General features: G+C 68.6%; 13 protein-coding genes. 8 read left to right on the forward strand and 5 right to left on the reverse strand.

The genetic code is table 11. The features are described from left to right. Positions 1 to 7: 7 nt before the first annotated feature. The gene (locus JL100_RS04630) at positions 8 to 217 is read right to left on the reverse strand and encodes a cold-shock protein (RefSeq protein ID WP_158044056.1); all 210 of its coding nucleotides are present in this window, start codon (positions 215 to 217) and stop codon (positions 8 to 10) included. A gap of 237 nt (positions 218 to 454) precedes the next feature. Here JL100_RS04630 and JL100_RS04635 point away from each other — a divergent pair, with 237 nt between their 5' ends. From JL100_RS04635 to JL100_RS04665, 7 genes are all read left to right on the forward strand, one after another. Beyond that, positions 455 to 1,393, forward strand: a complete 939-nt coding sequence (locus JL100_RS04635; RefSeq protein WP_202681639.1) for a hypothetical protein — start codon at positions 455 to 457, stop codon at positions 1,391 to 1,393. A gap of 117 nt (positions 1,394 to 1,510) precedes the next feature. Then, positions 1,511 to 1,693 carry a hypothetical protein gene (locus JL100_RS04640; RefSeq protein ID WP_202681638.1) on the forward strand — a complete coding sequence of 61 codons (183 nt, stop codon included), beginning with the start codon at positions 1,511 to 1,513 and terminating at the stop codon, positions 1,691 to 1,693. Between the two features lie 80 nt (positions 1,694 to 1,773). After that, the gene (locus JL100_RS04645; protein WP_202681637.1) at positions 1,774 to 2,361 is read left to right on the forward strand and encodes an SET domain-containing protein; all 588 of its coding nucleotides are present in this window, start codon (positions 1,774 to 1,776) and stop codon (positions 2,359 to 2,361) included. Between the two features lie 21 nt (positions 2,362 to 2,382). Next, positions 2,383 to 5,109, forward strand: coding sequence for a HEAT repeat domain-containing protein (locus tag JL100_RS04650; RefSeq protein ID WP_202681636.1), 2,727 nt, complete (start codon positions 2,383 to 2,385; stop codon positions 5,107 to 5,109). Next, on the forward strand, positions 5,100 to 7,094 hold the full coding sequence (locus JL100_RS04655; RefSeq protein ID WP_202681635.1) for a sensor histidine kinase: 1,995 nt from the start codon (positions 5,100 to 5,102) through the stop codon (positions 7,092 to 7,094). The genes JL100_RS04650 and JL100_RS04655 overlap by 10 nt, the downstream gene beginning before the upstream one ends. After that, positions 7,091 to 7,633 (forward strand): response regulator, encoded by a 543-nt coding sequence (locus JL100_RS04660; protein ID WP_202681634.1) that lies wholly within the window; start codon positions 7,091 to 7,093, stop codon positions 7,631 to 7,633. The genes JL100_RS04655 and JL100_RS04660 overlap by 4 nt, the downstream gene beginning before the upstream one ends. A gap of 106 nt (positions 7,634 to 7,739) precedes the next feature. After that, the gene (locus JL100_RS04665; RefSeq protein ID WP_202681633.1) at positions 7,740 to 8,333 is read left to right on the forward strand and encodes an SH3 domain-containing protein; all 594 of its coding nucleotides are present in this window, start codon (positions 7,740 to 7,742) and stop codon (positions 8,331 to 8,333) included. On the opposite strand, the gene JL100_RS04670 is transcribed toward JL100_RS04665, so the two are convergent. The 3 genes from JL100_RS04670 to mdoH all read right to left on the reverse strand — a co-directional run bounded on the left by JL100_RS04670 (position 8,314) and on the right by mdoH (position 13,428). Then, complete coding sequence (locus tag JL100_RS04670) at positions 8,314 to 10,329, reverse strand: sensor histidine kinase (protein WP_202681632.1); 2,016 nt, start codon at positions 10,327 to 10,329, stop codon at positions 8,314 to 8,316. The genes JL100_RS04665 and JL100_RS04670 overlap by 20 nt on opposite strands. A 285-nt stretch (positions 10,330 to 10,614) precedes the next feature. After that, a complete protein-coding gene (locus JL100_RS04675) occupies positions 10,615 to 11,445 on the reverse strand; it encodes a formate/nitrite transporter family protein (protein WP_228421073.1) in 831 nt (276 codons plus the stop codon). Positions 11,446 to 11,508: 63 nt separating this feature from the next. Continuing rightward, positions 11,509 to 13,428: a glucans biosynthesis glucosyltransferase MdoH gene (gene mdoH, locus JL100_RS04680; protein WP_202681630.1), complete on the reverse strand. Its 1,920-nt coding sequence runs from the start codon at positions 13,426 to 13,428 to the stop codon at positions 11,509 to 11,511. A 152-nt stretch (positions 13,429 to 13,580) separates the two neighbouring features. Between mdoH and JL100_RS04685 the strand changes: the two genes are divergently transcribed. Then, on the forward strand, positions 13,581 to 15,083 hold the full coding sequence (locus JL100_RS04685) for a glucan biosynthesis protein (protein WP_202681629.1): 1,503 nt from the start codon (positions 13,581 to 13,583) through the stop codon (positions 15,081 to 15,083). Here the strand turns inward: JL100_RS04685 and JL100_RS04690 are convergent. Then, on the reverse strand, positions 15,073 to 15,753 hold the full coding sequence (locus JL100_RS04690; RefSeq protein WP_202681628.1) for a uracil-DNA glycosylase: 681 nt from the start codon (positions 15,751 to 15,753) through the stop codon (positions 15,073 to 15,075). The genes JL100_RS04685 and JL100_RS04690 overlap by 11 nt on opposite strands. Positions 15,754 to 15,890: the final 137 nt, after the last annotated feature.

Consider the following 15,890-nt stretch of genomic DNA (forward strand, 5'->3'; position numbering starts at 1 on the left):
GCCTTGGTCAGACCCGCTTCAGGTTGACAGCCGAGGTCTTCCCCTTGCGGGGGTCGTTCTCGAGGTCGAAGCTGACGGTGTCACCGTCGTTGAGGCCGCTCATGCCCGAGCGCTCGACGGCGGAGATGTGAACGAAGACGTCGGGCCCACCCTGATCGGGCTGGATGAAGCCATACCCTTTCGTGGCATTGAACCATTTGACGGTACCAGTCGGCATTTTCTTGGTCTCCCTGACCGTATTATCAATCGCCCCAACCCTGTCTCGCCTTACGGCATGTTGCAAGCCGCAAATGTCACGAATGGCGCGCGCGACAGTGGTATGCCTTCTCGACAATCTTTCTTGCAGCCTTCCCGTGCAGGCGTGACCTTCCGGCTCTCCACGTGTTCTGTGATGTCGAAGGATCGCAACGGTGCCGATCCATAACGTTTATCCGAAGCACCAGGGAAAGATCAGATGACAGGACATCGTCCGCTGCGAGAGGGTGTGTACGACACATCCAATGGAACCGGTGCCCGCAGGGGCGCCCTTTCCGACACGGTCGCGGTTCAGCCGGGCCTTTATCGCAGGATTTCATGGGGCGCCGTGCTCGGCGGCACGCTGATGGTGGTGGCGGTCCAGCTGCTCCTCAGCATGCTGGGCCTGGGCCTCGGCCTGACCACGGTCGATCCGGCTCAGGGAGCGGCGGGGACTCCCGAGGCGACCACCATGGGCACCACCGCCGTCGTGTGGTGGGCCGTCAGCTATCTGGTGGCCCTGATCATCGGCGGCTACGTCGCCGCGCGCCTGGCGGGTGCGTTCGAAAAGACCGACGGCGTTCTTCACGGGCTGCTGACCTGGGCGCTGGCCCTGGTGGTCAGCTTCTGGCTCCTGACCTCCGCGATCGGCAGCGTGATCGGCGGCGCCTTCAACGTGGTCGGCAACGCCGTTTCCGGCATCTCCAGCACTGTGGCCGACGCCGTTCCGCAGGTGGCGGACGCCAGCGGCCTCTCCGCCGAGCAGATCCAGCAGCGGGTGCAGAACCTGATGCGTCCGGCCGACCAGACCGGGCAGAGCCCGGAGGCGGCGCAGAACGAACTGGTCTCGCTGGTTCCGCGCATCGTCAGCGGCGGCCAGGAGGGTGAGCAGGCCCAGCAGCGCGCGGTCCAGATCGTCAGCCAGCAGGCCGGCATCAGCGAGGAAGAGGCGCGCGCCCGAGTCGACCAGCTTCGCCAGCAGGCCGAACAGACTGCGCAGCAGGCCGAGCAGACCGCTCGCCAGGCGGCGGATACCACCGCCAACGCGGTGAGCCAGGCATCGCTCTGGGGCTTCGGTGCCCTGCTCCTGGGGGCGATCGCCGCCGCCATCGGCGGTACTTCGGGGACCCGCCGCCGCGACGAGCTGAACGCGGCGTAACGGAAGCGCCTGCAGGCATCGGAACCGGCCGGCTTCCGCCGGGTGGTTCCTTTGTCTTAACCCTTTTGTTCCATGATGCGGGCTCTCGTCGCCGTCACCGGTCCGAAGGCCCGCATCATGTCCTCCACGCTCTGGATGCTCGTCTGCCTGTACCTGATCATCGCTGCCGTTTCCGTGATGGAAGCCGGCTTCGTGGCGAGCCGCCCAAGCCGTTCGGCTTCATTCGCCGTGTGTGTCGTCGCCCTGATCCATGGGCTGGGGTGGCCCCTGCGCATATCCCTCGGCGCCCGCCGGCCGTGATCACCCCATTAATTAGTTAACTCATAATTAACTATGACCCGCCACCCTGGGCGCTCCTGGCGCTTGATTTCGGGTGGGAAATGGATGCGATCGATCTGAGGCCCCGGCAGAAAGTTGCGGCCCCCAAACCACAGCAGAAGCTTGCCCAATACCTTTACCTCTTCGTGGCCCCTTCGGCGGCCGCGGGCCTCGGGCTGTTCACGTCGCGGCCGGTCCGCGCCGGATCGAGCGTCCTGACGGTGACCGACCCGGACTATCTGGCGCGGGCGATGAGCCGCCGGGACATCATCCGGGCCGGCTACAGCCATGCCGATATCTTCCAGGTCGGGACCGACCTTTTCATCCCGCCCTACGGCGGCCCCGACGATTTCACCAATCACAGCTGCGAGCCCAATTGCGGGCTGAGGGTCCGGCCCGATGGCTTCTCCATGGTCGCCCTGTACGATATCGAGGCCAACGAGGAATTGACCTACGACTATTCGACCCACCAGGAGCATCCGGACGAGGACATGGCCTGCGCCTGCGGATCGCGGACCTGCCGCGGCACCGTCCGCAGCTTCTCGGCCCTGCCGGCCGGGCTGAGGAAGCGTTACCTGGATCTCGGCGTCGTGGCGGACTTCGCCGCCGCCGCGGTCCGCCAAGACGCGGCACTGGCCCTGCCGTTCTAGGCCGGGCAGGCGGGAACGGGAATGTCCAAGCCGTCGATGGCGCTGCCGTCCTTCCTGAGACGGTATTTCGAAGTTCCGGCCTGCGTCGTCGAACTGGCGGTCCTGGGAGCCCTGGCGTCCGGCGGCATCCTGGTCCTGACCACCAGCAGCGCCGCGCTCTTCCTGGCCAAGGAAGGCAGCGACGCCATGCCGGTCTTCTACATCCTGCTCGCCGCCGTCTCGATCCCGCTGGCGTCGGCCGTCTCGGCGGTGCTGTCGCGCTGGCTGACGCTGCGGGTCTCCGCGGCCCTGTGCCTCGCCTCGGCCCTGATGGGGATGGTTCTTTGGGCGATGGCCGTCGCGGAGACCCCGGGCGCCACCCACGCCGCCTACATCGCGGCCTACAGCCTGGAGATCCTCTACGACACGCTCTTCTGGCTGCTCGCATCGGAATACCTGACGACGCTCGACATGAAGCGGCACGCGGCCCAGCTTGCCATGGCCTTCGGCGCCGGCGGCGTCGGCGGCGGGCTGATCGGCTCGGCACTTTCCCACGTCGTCGCGACCCAGACGCTGTTCCTGGTGTCGTCGGTCCTGTTCGGCCTCGCCCTCCTGCAGTGCCTGCGCATCGGGCGGCGGCTCGAACGGCTGGGCGACGGGGAAGACGAGGACGAGTGCGGAATCCTGGACGCGCTGCGGTCCCTGGGCGGTACCATCGCCGGCTTTCCCCTGATCGCCGCGATCGGCCTCGGTATCCTGCTGATGTCGGCCCTGTTCTGCCTCCAGGACTACCTGGCGATGGTGGTCTATGCCGAAGCCTTCGAGGACGAGGATGCGCTGGCCGGGTTCCTGGCCCTCGTCTATTCCGCCCAGCAGGCGGCGGAGCTTGTCATCCTGGCGCTGTTCGGGCGGCTCGTCCTGGAACGGGGAAGCCCGCTGCTGCGCAACCTGATCTTTCCGGCGACCACCCTGCTGAGCCTGGCCGGGCTCTTCCTCGTCTGGGGCCTGCCCGCCGCCATCGTCATGCACATGAACGCCAACGCGGTGTCGAACGCGATCTTCGAACCGGTCAAGACGCTGAACTATGCCGCGATCCCCTACCGGGTCCTGGGGCAGGTTCGCATGCTGGTGGAGGGGGCCATCTACCCCGCCGGCATCGCGCTGTCCGGCGTCGGCCTGCTGTGGCTCCAGGGCTGGGCGGACACGCGCACCGTCCTGCTGGTCACCATGGGCCTCGCGGCGCTGTTCGCCGCCGTCTGTGCTTCCATCGGCGTGGGATTCCTGCCCAGCCTGCTGAAAAGCCTGCGCCGGCGGGCGGCCGGTCCGCTCGACTCCAGGCGGCGTGGGGGAGCGCACCGGTTCTCCCGGGCCGACATCCTGGCGCTCCATGCCCATCCCGATCCCCAGGTCCGGCGCCACGCCGGGGAGCTGGCCAGGAAGTTCGCTCCCGACCTGGCTCTCGACCTGGCTCTCGACGGGGGGGCCGGGCGGCCCGCCCAGGCGCCGGCGTCGCGGGGTGCCGTCGTCGTCCTGGACCCGGTGCGCCATATCCAGGCGCTGGCGCGCATGCTGGAGCAGGGATCCGCGGAAGCGCGACAGAACGCCGCGGAGGCGCTGGGCCGGTGCGGCGACGCCGCCGTTCCGGAGATCCTGCCTCGGCTCGCCTCCCGCCGGCCCGAGGTTGCCAATGCGGCCGTGCTGGCGTTGGGGGCAATCGGGACGCGCCGCGCCCGGCGCATCCTGCTGGACCATTTGGCCCCGCTCTACCGGCAGGCCCATTACAATCTTCACGGACTGGCGGCGGTCACGGGACTGTTCGACCCGTCCCAATCGCTGGTCGACGTGATGACCGCCGCCATCCGGGCGAGCAACCGGCGCATCATCTGGCGGGTGCTGATGGTCAAGGCGGCGCTGGGCAACAAGCGCGACATCCGGTTGCTTTACAGCCTCGCCCACTCGTCGGACGCCCGCATACGGGCGGATGCCATCGAGGCGCTTTCAAGCCTGCCGACCGGCCGCTTCATCCGCCCGGTGCTGGCCCTGCTGGAAGCGGGCGCGGGCGATGCGCCGCCTGCGGCGGACTCCCCGCGAGCGGTGCGGTCGCCGACCCAGGCGGCGGGCGCCGTGATGAGGGCGGCTTCGGCCGACCGTTGGACCCGCTTGCTGGCCGCCCGCCTGCTCGACGACGCCGCGGTTCCCGCCACCGGAGAAAACGCCATGCTCGATCTGATCCTGTTCCTCAAGACGCTTCCCCTGTTCCAGGCGCTGACCCTGGAGGAGGTGGGCTTCTTGGCGGAGCGGGCCGAAACCGCGACGCCCTCCGCCGGAACCTCCCTGTTCGAGGCCGGCGAGCCGATCCGCTATCTCTCGGTGATCCGCGCCGGCACCGCCGAACTGCGGATCGACGGGGTGCCGGTGGACCGGATCGGCGCCGGAGGCGCGTTCGGCGAGACCGCGTTCCTGGAGGACGCGAGCTACCCCTTGGGCGGCATCGCCGTGACGGATATGGTCGTGCTGCGGTTCCACCGCGCGCTGATCGCCGACCTGGTTGCCGAACACCCCATGGCGCTGCCGCCGCTCCTCGCGGACTGGCAGCGCCGGCTCGCCCGCCTCTACGGCCGGCTGGCCGAGCAGACCGCGCCCGGTCCGGGCAGGACCGGCGCCCGGCTCCAGCTGATCCACAGGACCGAGATCCAAGCTGCCGCCACCGCCACCGCCACCGATGTCCATGCCGCCGCCCGGCAGGGGAGCCCCGACGAATGCGCCTGATACACCGTGTCATCCTTATCCTGTCGGCAGCGGCGCTCGCGATGCTGGTGGGCAATGCCCTGATCGTCCACCTGATCGTCGGCGAGGAGTTCAGGTCGATCGAGAGCGCCCTGGCGGAGCGCAACGCCGACCGCGCGGTCGATGCCGTTTCGGACAACCTGGCCCATCTGCGCGGCTCCGCCCTGGACTGGGCCACCTGGGACAGCAGCTACCGGTTCATGCGGGGCGAGGGCGTCCGGGAGTTCGTCGGGCAGAACCTGGTGCCGCAGAGCTTCCAGGGCATCAGGGTCAACCTGATGTATTTCGTCCGGTTCGACGGCACGGTGGCCTGGGGGGATATCCTCGACCTCTCGGCGGGCGAGGCCGTGGACCTGCCGGAAATGTCCAAGGAGCTGCTGACGCCGGCCCAGCTCGCCCTGTTCTCCACCGGGGAGGAGGAGGTGACCGCCACCCCGTCGGGCATCCTGATGACGTCCAGGGGGCCGATGCTGGTCGTCAGCGCACCGATCCTCCGGGCCGACGGCACGGGACCGGCCGCCGGCTTCCTGCTGCTGGGGCGCTTCCTGGATGCCGGCCTGGTGGACCGGCTCGGCCGGCAGGTCCATGCCCGCTTCACCCTCGATCCGATCGACGCCGCCGGCGGCAAGGTCTCCGGCGGTGCCGGGGACGGCCCGGCGGCACCGGCCGTCCAGGAACCGACCGGGGAACTGCAGCGGGACCGCAGGGCGGAGGCGCCGCGGAACCGGGAGGTGACGGTGGGCAAGGATCACCTGACGGTCCGCACGGTGCTCAACGACATCGCGGGCAAGCCCGCCCTGGCTCTGGAGACCAGTTACGCCCGCACCATCAGCGAGGCCGGAAGCAGCATGGTCAACTACGTGATCGCGCTGATGGCCGCGGTGCTGGCGCTCGCCGGCCTGGCGATCCTGCTGATGCTGAACCGGACGGTCGTCAAGCCGGTCGCCCGCCTGATGCGGCGCGTCCTGGAGGCACGCGGCGGCACCATTCCGGAGTCCGGCCCGGAGTTCGCCGCGTCGGCCAGCTTCTCCGCCGCCGGGGAATCGCCCGACGAGATCGTGATCCTGGAGAACGAGTTCGAGCGCACGATCCAGCAGCTCGACGAGACCCAGAAACGGCTGGTCGAGCAGAGCTTCTATACCGGCATGGCGGAGCTGGTCGGCGGCATGACCCACAATGTCCGGAACGCGCTGACCCCGATCTCGATCAAGCTTTGGCATATCGGGCGGGCGCTCGACATGGCCCATCTCGACAGGATGGAGGCGGCCGTCGGGCGCGTCGAGGCGGCGACCGCCGACCGACAGGACTGCGCCCTCGCCGTGACGTACCTGAAAGCCTGCATGGAGCATCTGCGCACCAGCCACTCGACCATCGAGACCGACATCGGCGTGATCGGCGACCAGGCGACTCAGATCGAGCAGATCTTCTATGACCATGAGCGTTTCAGCCGGGCAAAACGTCAGGTTGAGACAATCGACATCTCCCGTGTGGTCGACGAGGCCTCGAAACTGTTGCAGAATGGCGAGAAGATCAGGATCGCGGTGGCGCCCGGCGTGGCGAAGCTGCCCGCCGTTCGCGGCCATCACGTGGTCCTGACCCAGGTGTTCGGCAACCTGATCGTGAATGCCGAGGAGGCGATCCTGGCCGCGGGTCGCGGGGCCGGAACGATCTCGATCGATGGCGAACTGGTGAGGCGCGACGGCGTGGACATGGTGGAACTGCACGTTTCCGACGATGGGCAGGGTATTCCGGAGGACAAGCTGGACCGGATCTTCGAGCGCGGCTACAGCACCCGCCGGGTCCACAGCGGCGGCATCGGTCTGCACTGGTGCGCGAACAGCCTGGCGGGAATGGGCGGCGGCATCTGGGCGGTCAGCGACGGCATCGGCCGGGGCGCGCGGATGGTGGTCCGGCTCCCGGCCAGGAAGAGGGTCTTCAATTTCGACAGCCTGAAAGAGACGGCATGAGGACGACCCAACCTTTCCGCGTCCTGGCGGCTGATGACGAGCCCATGCTGCTCGACAGCTACCGCTATGTCATCGACGACCTGGCGCCGAGGCGCGACCGCATCACCGAAATCGAGGAACAGCTTTTCGGCCGGTCGGAAGACCCCGCGAACCTGGAAGTGGAACTGGTCTGCGTGCGCCAGGGTGAGCCGGCGGTCGCCCAGGTCCTGGAGGGGCTGCGGACAGGTCGGCCGTTCGGCGCGGCGTTCCTGGACGTCCGGATGCCGCCCGGCATCTCCGGACTGGAGGCGGCCAAGCGCATCCGGGAACTGGACGGCCTGATCAGCATCGTGATCGTCAGCGGCTTCACCGGGGTGGACGCCCGGGAGATCACCCGCGACATTCCGCCGGCCGACCGCCTGTTCTTCCTGGCCAAGCCGTTCCAGGCCCGCGAACTCCAGCAATATGTCCTGTCCTTCTCCGCCCGGCACGAGAGCGACCGGAAGATGCTGGAGGCGGAAGCCGCGCGGAGCCGGAACCTGCACCAGTATTGTGGCTGACGGTTCCGCGGACGGGTGTCCGCGGGCGACTGGTTAACCGCTCGGAAATGCATTCCCGCTAGGCTGCGGCGGCAAGCCGCTCAGTCCTATCCGGGGTCACAGTTCCATGCGCCGTCCCGTCGCCGCCATCGCCCTCCTGCTCGGCCTCGGCGCCTGCCAGGCCGCTCCGCCCAGGCCGGAGGCGACGGTCGCCGCCCCTCCGGCACCCGCCGCGGCCCCGCGGTTCGAGGCGGTGCCGGGGAAGTGGGTCGCGGCCAAGGCGGCCAACCTGCGCGCCGGGCCGGGGACGGATTTTCCGATCGTCGGCGGGGTGCGGCCGGGCGACCCGCTCGACGTGCTGGGCCGGCCGCCGGGAACCGAATGGCTCGCGCTGCGGCAAGGGAATTCACAGGTCTTCATCCATAAGCGGCTGACCCACCAGACCGACGAGCCTCCGCCGGTGACCCAGCGGGTCGTCGTCGCCATGCCGGCCCCAATCCGCCAAGCCGCCCCGGCACCGGCCGCCGACGCGCCGGCCCCGGTCCCGGCGACCGTGCCGGCCAGCACGCCCGTGGCCGCGCCAGCGGCAGCGGCCGGCGCGCCGGCGGGCGCACCGGTCGCCCTGGCGGGTGGGCGGACCCAAACAGGGGCGGCGCCGAGGGGCGTCGGCGACTGGGTGGCGACCGGCGATCCCGTGCCGCTCAGGCCGATCGCCCGCTGACCGAGCGCAACGCCGCCCGCCGTTTCGGGGCGGGCAAGGTGACGGTCACCGTCGTGCCGCGTTCCGGCTCGCTGGCCAGGTCGAGTTCGCCGCCGTGGAGTTCCGCCAGCATCTTGGCCAGCGGCAAGCCGAGACCGGTGCCCTGGTGCCGCCGCGACATCGAATCGTCGATCTGGCGGAAAGGCTCCAGGGCGATCCGGATGTCCTCCGGCCGCATCCCGACGCCGGTATCCCGCACGCTGATCTCCAGGCCGCCTTCGGCCGGCCAGCGGACGGCGATATCGACGCGTCCCCCGCCCGGGGTGAACTTCACCGCGTTGGACAGCAGGTTCAGGATGATCTGGCGTAGCCGCACCTTGTCGGCGGTGATCTCGACCGGATGCGGGGGCAGGCTGGTTTCCAGCGTCACGTTGCCCTGGTCCGCCTCGCTCTCCATCAGGTCGGCGCAGGATCTCACCAGGGCGGAGACATCGACGGTTTCCGGGTGAAGCTCCATGCGCCCGGCCTCGACCTTCGACAGGTCGAGCACGTCGCTGATGACCTCCAGCAAATGCGAGCCGGAGGAGTTGATGGCGGCGGCATATTCCTTCTGCTTGGGTGTCAGCGGCCCGAAGAACTCGCGCAGCAGCATGTCGGAGAAACCGATGATCGCATTCAGCGGCGTGCGCAGTTCGTGGCTCATGTTCGCCAGGAAATGGCTCTTGACCCGGCTCGCCGCTTCCGCCTCCGCGCAGGCGTCGAGCGCCCGCTGTTCCGCCAGGCGCCGCGCGGTCACGTCGGTGTGGGTTCCGATCATGCGGCGCGCGGCGCCCGCCGCGTTGCGGGTCACGACCCTGCCGCGCGCCAGGATCCAGTGCCAACCGCCGTCCTTCGCCCGCATCCGGTGCTCGACCTCGTATGTCGCGCTGCGGCCCTGGCGGCATTCGGCCAGCGCCCGCATCACTTCGGGCAGGTCGTCCGGATGGACCAGGCTCTCCCACGCGCCGGTCCTGGGTTCGATCTCGTCCGGCCGGTAGCCCAGCATGGTCGCCCAGCGCGCGCTGAAATGGGCCTCGCCGGTCTCGATGTTCCAGTCCCACAGCCCGTCGCGCGCCGCGTCCATCGCCAGCGCCAGCCGCTCCTCGCTGGTGGCCAGGTGCTCGGCGAACTGCCGGACCCGCGACAGGACGAGGGCGAGCAGCAGGCCCATGATCAGGCCGACCGCCAGCAGAGGGGGCAGGAACCAGGTGAGGAAGTCGCGCCCCGGCGTGGGAGGTTTCCAGCTCAGCGTCGCCAGCCTGTTTCCCAGGGGGGTCATCAAGGGTGCCGTCAGCGAGCCCGCTTTCTCCGCTTCGGGCGGCAGGATCGCGAAGTCGTTGACATGGGCGGTCTGGCCGATGAGTTCGAGGAACTTGCCGTCCATCCTGCGCAGGATGGCCAGCGTGCCCAGCGGCGGCGGTTCCGCGAAATCGGTGCTTCCCGCCTCCGGCGTGAAGCGCGAGACCGCCGCGATATGGATCGAGCCGCCCAGGTCCAGGATACCCGTGGCCACCACGGGTTCCGATGGCCCGGACGCCATGGCCTGCCGCAACAGCTGGCGGAGTTCCGGATCGGCGCCGATCTCCCGGCCGGCCTCCGCTCCGCCCTCGAACCGCTCGTCGGTACGGCCGTAGATCTGCGAGCCGCTTTCGTTGAATACGAAGACCGCGGCCGCGGCATGCTGGTCGATCAGGTAGTCTCCGAAGTCGCTGTCGGCGTAATCGGCATCGAACTCGATGAAGAGGCGGGTGATCGGCTCGTCCCACCAGGTATAGTCCTTGGCGAGCACGGCGAGCGCGGTCTTCTCTTCCGACAAGGCATGCTCGACCATCCGCCTGGAGTCGACCGCAGCCTTCCTGTCCTGCCAGAATGCCGAGATGCTCGCCAGCCCGAAGATGGTCGCGGCGCCCACGGCGAACATGAAGACGACAGGAATTACGAGACGCCGAACGAGCGGTGAGCCCGGAAGCACTATCATCCAGCCCCCTTCAGAGAGCACTATCGCCCTTTGTTCGACATTATTAAGGCCTGGCCGCCTTGATCAACAGTCTAAAGGTTCTCCTGCATCTGAGAAAGGTGATAGCGGGGGTGTCGGTGCAATCAAAACATGGTGCAGACAGGTCTTTTTTGAAGTTGCATTGCCGGCAGGGATGACGTTTACGTTTGCGTCAACCCAGTCATGGATAGTTGCTCCCGGAACAGACCCGACTCTCTTGTTCGCCGACATTCGCCGGGCGCGCTGCCTTCCGCAGGCGCATGGACCTCAATCATCCTCCTCCTTCACCTGCGCATGGGCGAGCAGAGCCACCAGTCCCACTCCGCCGACGACGTTGCCCAGCAACGTCGGCAGCAGGAACCCGATCGCGTATTCGCTCCAGTCCACCGCTCCGGCGAAGGCGGCATAGGCCACTTCCACCGATCCGGCGATGATGTGGGAAAGCTGCCCGAGGGCCACCAGATAGGTCAGCCCGATGATCACGAAGGGCTTCGCCGAACCGGCCAGGGGCAGCAGCCAGACGAGCAGGGCGATGATCCAGCCGGCGAAGATGGCTTTGGCGAACGTGGCCGTGGGGCTCGGCTCCGCGGCATGGACGCCAAGCTGGAGGAACTGTTCCTTGGCTTCGGGCGAGAACACCCCGGTCGATTCGACGGCGAAGGCGAAGATCAGCGTGCCGAGGATGTTGGCCATGAAGACGATGGCCCAGAGCCTGACCACGTCGCGCAGGCCGACCCAGCTCCGCTCGTACAGGAGGGGAAGGATCACGGTCAGCGTGTTTTCCGTGAACAGCTGCTGCCGGCCCAGGATGACGATCAGGAAGCCGAAGCTGTAGCCGAAGCTGCTGATCAGCGGCCGCCACGGTTCGTCGGGCAGGCCGGCGCGGAGCAGCCCGTCGCCGACCATGGAGAAGCCCATGGAGAGCCCGGCTGCCAGCGCAGACCACATCAGCGAGGATGTCGGGCGGCGCAGTTCCTCCTCGCCTTCTATGCGCACCGCCTCATGGACGATGAGGGTGCGGGGAGCGGAGATGCTGTCGGCGTCCTTACGCTCTTGCGAGGCGAGCTTGGAGGAGGGAACGTGGCGGGTATCTACCATGGATGGGTCCGATCTGACGGTTGACCCAGCCATAACGGATAGCAACGCCGATCGGCGCAGGCATCAATCCGCGTCGGCCGTTTCCCCGGCGAGCGCCGAAGGCCGGTAGAGGGATTGCGGCACCATGGGGATCGGCGAGCGCCGGGGCAGTGCAGGGCGTGCGCCGGCTCCGGCGAAGCCGTCGCCCGGGCCGGGGGCACGCAGGCGGGCCGCCAGTTCGGTCAACTCGGGCTCGGGCACGACCTCCGCCGGGATCAGGAACAGGCCGAGGCGGCGGGCCGCCAGCCCGGCGTCGCGCCGGCTCGACCAGCTCGTCAGGACCGGGCTGAGCACCAGGCCGGCGATGATCGGCGACATCCACCAGAACAGCACGGGACCGACCAGCAGGGCCGTCGAGGCCAGGACGAGGCCCAGGATCACATGCACCGCATGGCGCTGGAACGCCTCGCCCAGCCCCACGCCGCGGTCGCCGCGCGGCTGGGCGTCCCAGGAGACGATCCGCCCGGCCAGGGTGGAGACGACGAAACGCGTGTAATAGGCCATGTGGACCGGCGCCTGCAGCGTCGAAAACACCTGTTCCAGCAACGCGCTGGCCAGCAGGCGCGGGGCGCCGCCGAATCCGGCCCGCGCCCTGGCGTCGGCCAGGACGGCCGCCAGGCTCAGCAGCTTGGGCAGGAACAGCAGCGTCAGGGTCAGGGCGAACATGGCGGCCGCCGCGGCGCCGGGATTGAACAGGCCGGAGGTCAGCAGGCCGTAGCCGCCGCGCTCCTCCCCCAGGATCAGCTGGCCGGCCGACAGCACCAGGAAGGCGAACCACACCGGGGCGGAGACGTAGCACATGATGCCCATCAGGATGTGCAGGCGGCCCGGCCAGCGGATGCCGTGGGCCGGCAGGAAGCGCATGTGCTGGAGGTTGCCTTGCGCCCAGCGCCGGTCGCGGCCGGCATAGTCGATGGTGTTGGCGGGGATCTCCTCCCAGGTGCCGCCGAGCAGGGGGAGCACCCAGGTCTCCCACGGGCCGCGCCGCATGAGGCAGGCTTCGACCACGTCGTGGCACAGGATCTCGCCGCCCAGCGGGGCCTTGCCGGGAAGCACCGGCAGGTCGCAGTGGTCCATGAAGGCCTTGACCCGGACGATGGCGTTGTGGCCCCAGTAGTTGGCGTCTTCCTGCTGCCAGAAGTTCAGTCCCAGGACCGACAGCGGCGTGTAGAGGTTGGCGGCGAACTGGTGGATGCGGGAGAACAGCGTTTCCCGATTGACCGGATGGGAAACGGTCTGGATCAGGCCGATCCGGGAGTTGTCCTCCATCAGCCGGATCATGCGGCGGATCGTGTCGCCGCCCATCAGGCTGTCGGCGTCCAGCACCACCATGAAATCGTACCGGTGTCCCCAATTGATGCAGAAATCGGCGAGGTTGCCGGCCTTGCGCCCGCCATTGTCCTGGCGCCTGCGGTAGAACACCGCCGGAAGCCCCGGCTGACCGGCGAACTCCGCCAGCAGGGCGTCGTAGGCTCGCTCCTCCGCCCGCCAGATCGCCTCGTCGCGGGTGTCGCTCAGGACGAACAGGTCGATCCGCCCGACCTCGCCGGTCCGCTCCAGCGAGCGGGCCATCACCGCGACGGCGGCGAACACCGCGGCGACGTCCTCGTTGTAGATCGGGAGCACCACCGCGGTCCTCGCCCTGGGCGGGGTCATGACGTCGATTCCGGCGGCGGCCCGCTCCAGCGGCGGAAAGGCGCGCCTGCCCAGGCAATGCACGACGAATCCCAGCACCACCTGCCAGCCGTTCAGCGCCAGCCAGCCCAGGTTGAGCGTGAACAGGATCACCAGCACCCAGTCCAGGCCGGTCCGGGGTCCGCCCATCGCCTCGGCCGCAAGCACCGCCGAAAGCAGGGTCAGGAAAAGCGCCGGGCCCAGAAACAATGCCCTGCGCACCGCAAGGGACAGGCGCGGCGAAGTCTCGGCCGAGGGATCGAGCGTCATGGAACAGGTGGCCTTCCGGGAAGTTATTGCTGGGCACGGCGCCCCCTGAATGGAGCCGAGGACAGGGCTTATCGATGAACCACCGCGCCGACGATTTTATTCTGTGGAAACGGTTGTTTTCACGCAGGTCGTTCTTATCCGGATCCGCCGGCGTGGGAAGCGCCTTGCTGCTGTGCGGTCCCGGCATAGGGAGCAATCGTGGCATCGCAAGGGCGGAGGGAAGCTTCGGGTTCGAGCAGGTCAAGCGCATGGCGGCCGAGCGGGCGTCCCGGCCCTACCAGCCGCCCGAGGAGACCATGCCGGCGGTGCTGCGCGACATGAGCTACGACCAGTACCGCGCGATCCGTTTCCGCCCGTCCAGCGCCCTGTGGGCCGACGGGAACGGTTTCAAGGCGCAGTTCTTCCATCGGGGCTTCCTTTATCGGCGGCGGGTCCGCGTCGGCATCGTCGAGGACGGCATCGTGACGCCGGTGGCCTACCGTCCGGACATGTTCGACCTCGGCGGCCTCGACGTCCCGGACCTGCCGGACCTCGGGTTCGCCGGGATTCGGCTGCACCATCCCGCCGGCGGGGGCTCCACCGGCGACGAGTTCGCGGTGTTCCTCGGCGCGTCCTATTTCCGGCTGATCGCCCGGGGGCAGGAATACGGGATTTCCGGCCGGGGGGTAGCGGTCAATACCGGCGGTTCCGAGCCGGAGGAATTTCCCGATTTCACGGAATTCTGGATCGAGCGCCCGGAAGCGGGAGCGGAGGAGATCACCGTGCTGGCGCTGCTCGACGGGCCGAGCGTGACCGGCGCCTTCCGGTTCCGGCTGCGACCCGGCGACACCACCCGGGCGCGGGTAGACGCCTCCCTGGTCCTGCGCCGGCCGGTCGGCCAGCTCGGCCTGGCGCCGCTGACCAGCATGTTCCTCCATGGCGAGAACGGCCCGCGCGGTTTCGACGATTTCCGGCCGGAGATGCACGACAGCGACGGGCTGCTGATGCTGGACGGCGCCGGGGAGTGGAGCTGGCGCCCGCTGGTCAACGGCCGCCCGTCGCCGCTCGCCACCGGCTACGCGATGGCCGGACCCGGCGGCTTCGGCCTGATGCAGCGGGACCGCGACTTCGCCAGCTACCTGGATGTCCAGGCGATGCACGAGCGCCGGCCCAGCCTCTGGGTCGAGCCGCGGGGCGACTGGGCGCAGGGCGTTCTCGAACTCTACGAATTCCCCTCCCTGGAGGAGTACAACGACAACATCGTGGCCTACTGGGTGCCGCGACGGCCGCCGGATCCGGGCCGGCCGCTGGATTTCGGCTATGACTTGACCGTGATGGACGGCGGCACCGGCCTGTACCCGCTGGGGCGGGTGACGGGGACGCATATCGGCTCGGCCGAACGGCTGCGTCCGACGGTGCCGCCCTCGCCGGAGCGCCGGTTCTTCGTGGTGGATTTCGAGGGGGACGGGCTGCCGGGTCACGGCGCCGGCCTTTCCGCTGATGTCACCGCTTCCGCCGGCGCGGTGGTCGAGCCGGTGGTCGAGCATGTGCCGCAAACCGGGGGCTGGCGCCTGTATTTCGAGTATCGGCCGGTTGAAGATGCGCCGGCGGAGCTGGCGGCGCGGCTGATGCGGAGCGATCGGGTCATGACGGAGACATGGCGCTTTACCTGGTGACGTCCAGTCGTCGGGCGTCCAGTCGTTGGGCGGCCAGCCGCTCCGCCGCCGCCGTCAGGCAGGCCGAGATCCGGCGTGCCACGTCGGGGCTGGTGCAGACATAGGTCGGGCTGGGGTGCGGCATGGCAAGGCACGGGATGTTCCGGGCCTCCAGCAGGCCCCGGGCGGCCTCGGCCTTGCGCCCGGCGGTGACGGCCAGCTCCAGCCCCGGCAGCAGGTCCAGGAAGTCGGGCAGGTGGAGCAGCCCTTGGGCGACCTGGGCCCGGGTCGGGTTGCGGTTGGGCGTGCCCGGAACCTGGATCAGCCACGGGACGATGTTCCAGATCACCGTTTCCGCACGGGCGATGCCGGCCTGTTCCAGGAAACGGAACAGGTTCGCGGCGGTCCCCGTGGGGTTGTCCCGCGACACGAACCCGGTGGTCAGCATCTTGGGTCCCGGCGTTTCCAGCAGGATCAGCAGCCTTGCCGACACGCCGCCGTCGAGCGGGTCGGCCAGCGGAACCGGGCTGCCCATGCGGGTAGCCAGATCCCTGGCGTACCGCGTCAGCGGCCGCACGTGCGCGCTGTCCGTCAGCGTCCCGCGCCGGGCCAGCTCGCCCGGATCGCGGAGCGCCTTGGGGAGTGAAGCCCGGGGCGAGACCTGATGTGGGATGGTGGTACGGTCAGTCAATTTCGGATTTGATTTTAATTTTGGGCAGGTACTTTGTAGTAGAGGCAAGAATTTGAACCGCATTCCACAAAAGGAAACATAGTATCCAGATGTATATTTGGGTAGCCCGGATGAACGCAACTTCTCGCCAATTGGCG

The organism is Skermanella mucosa (assembly GCF_016765655.2).
GTDB lineage: Bacteria > Pseudomonadota > Alphaproteobacteria > Azospirillales > Azospirillaceae > Skermanella > Skermanella mucosa.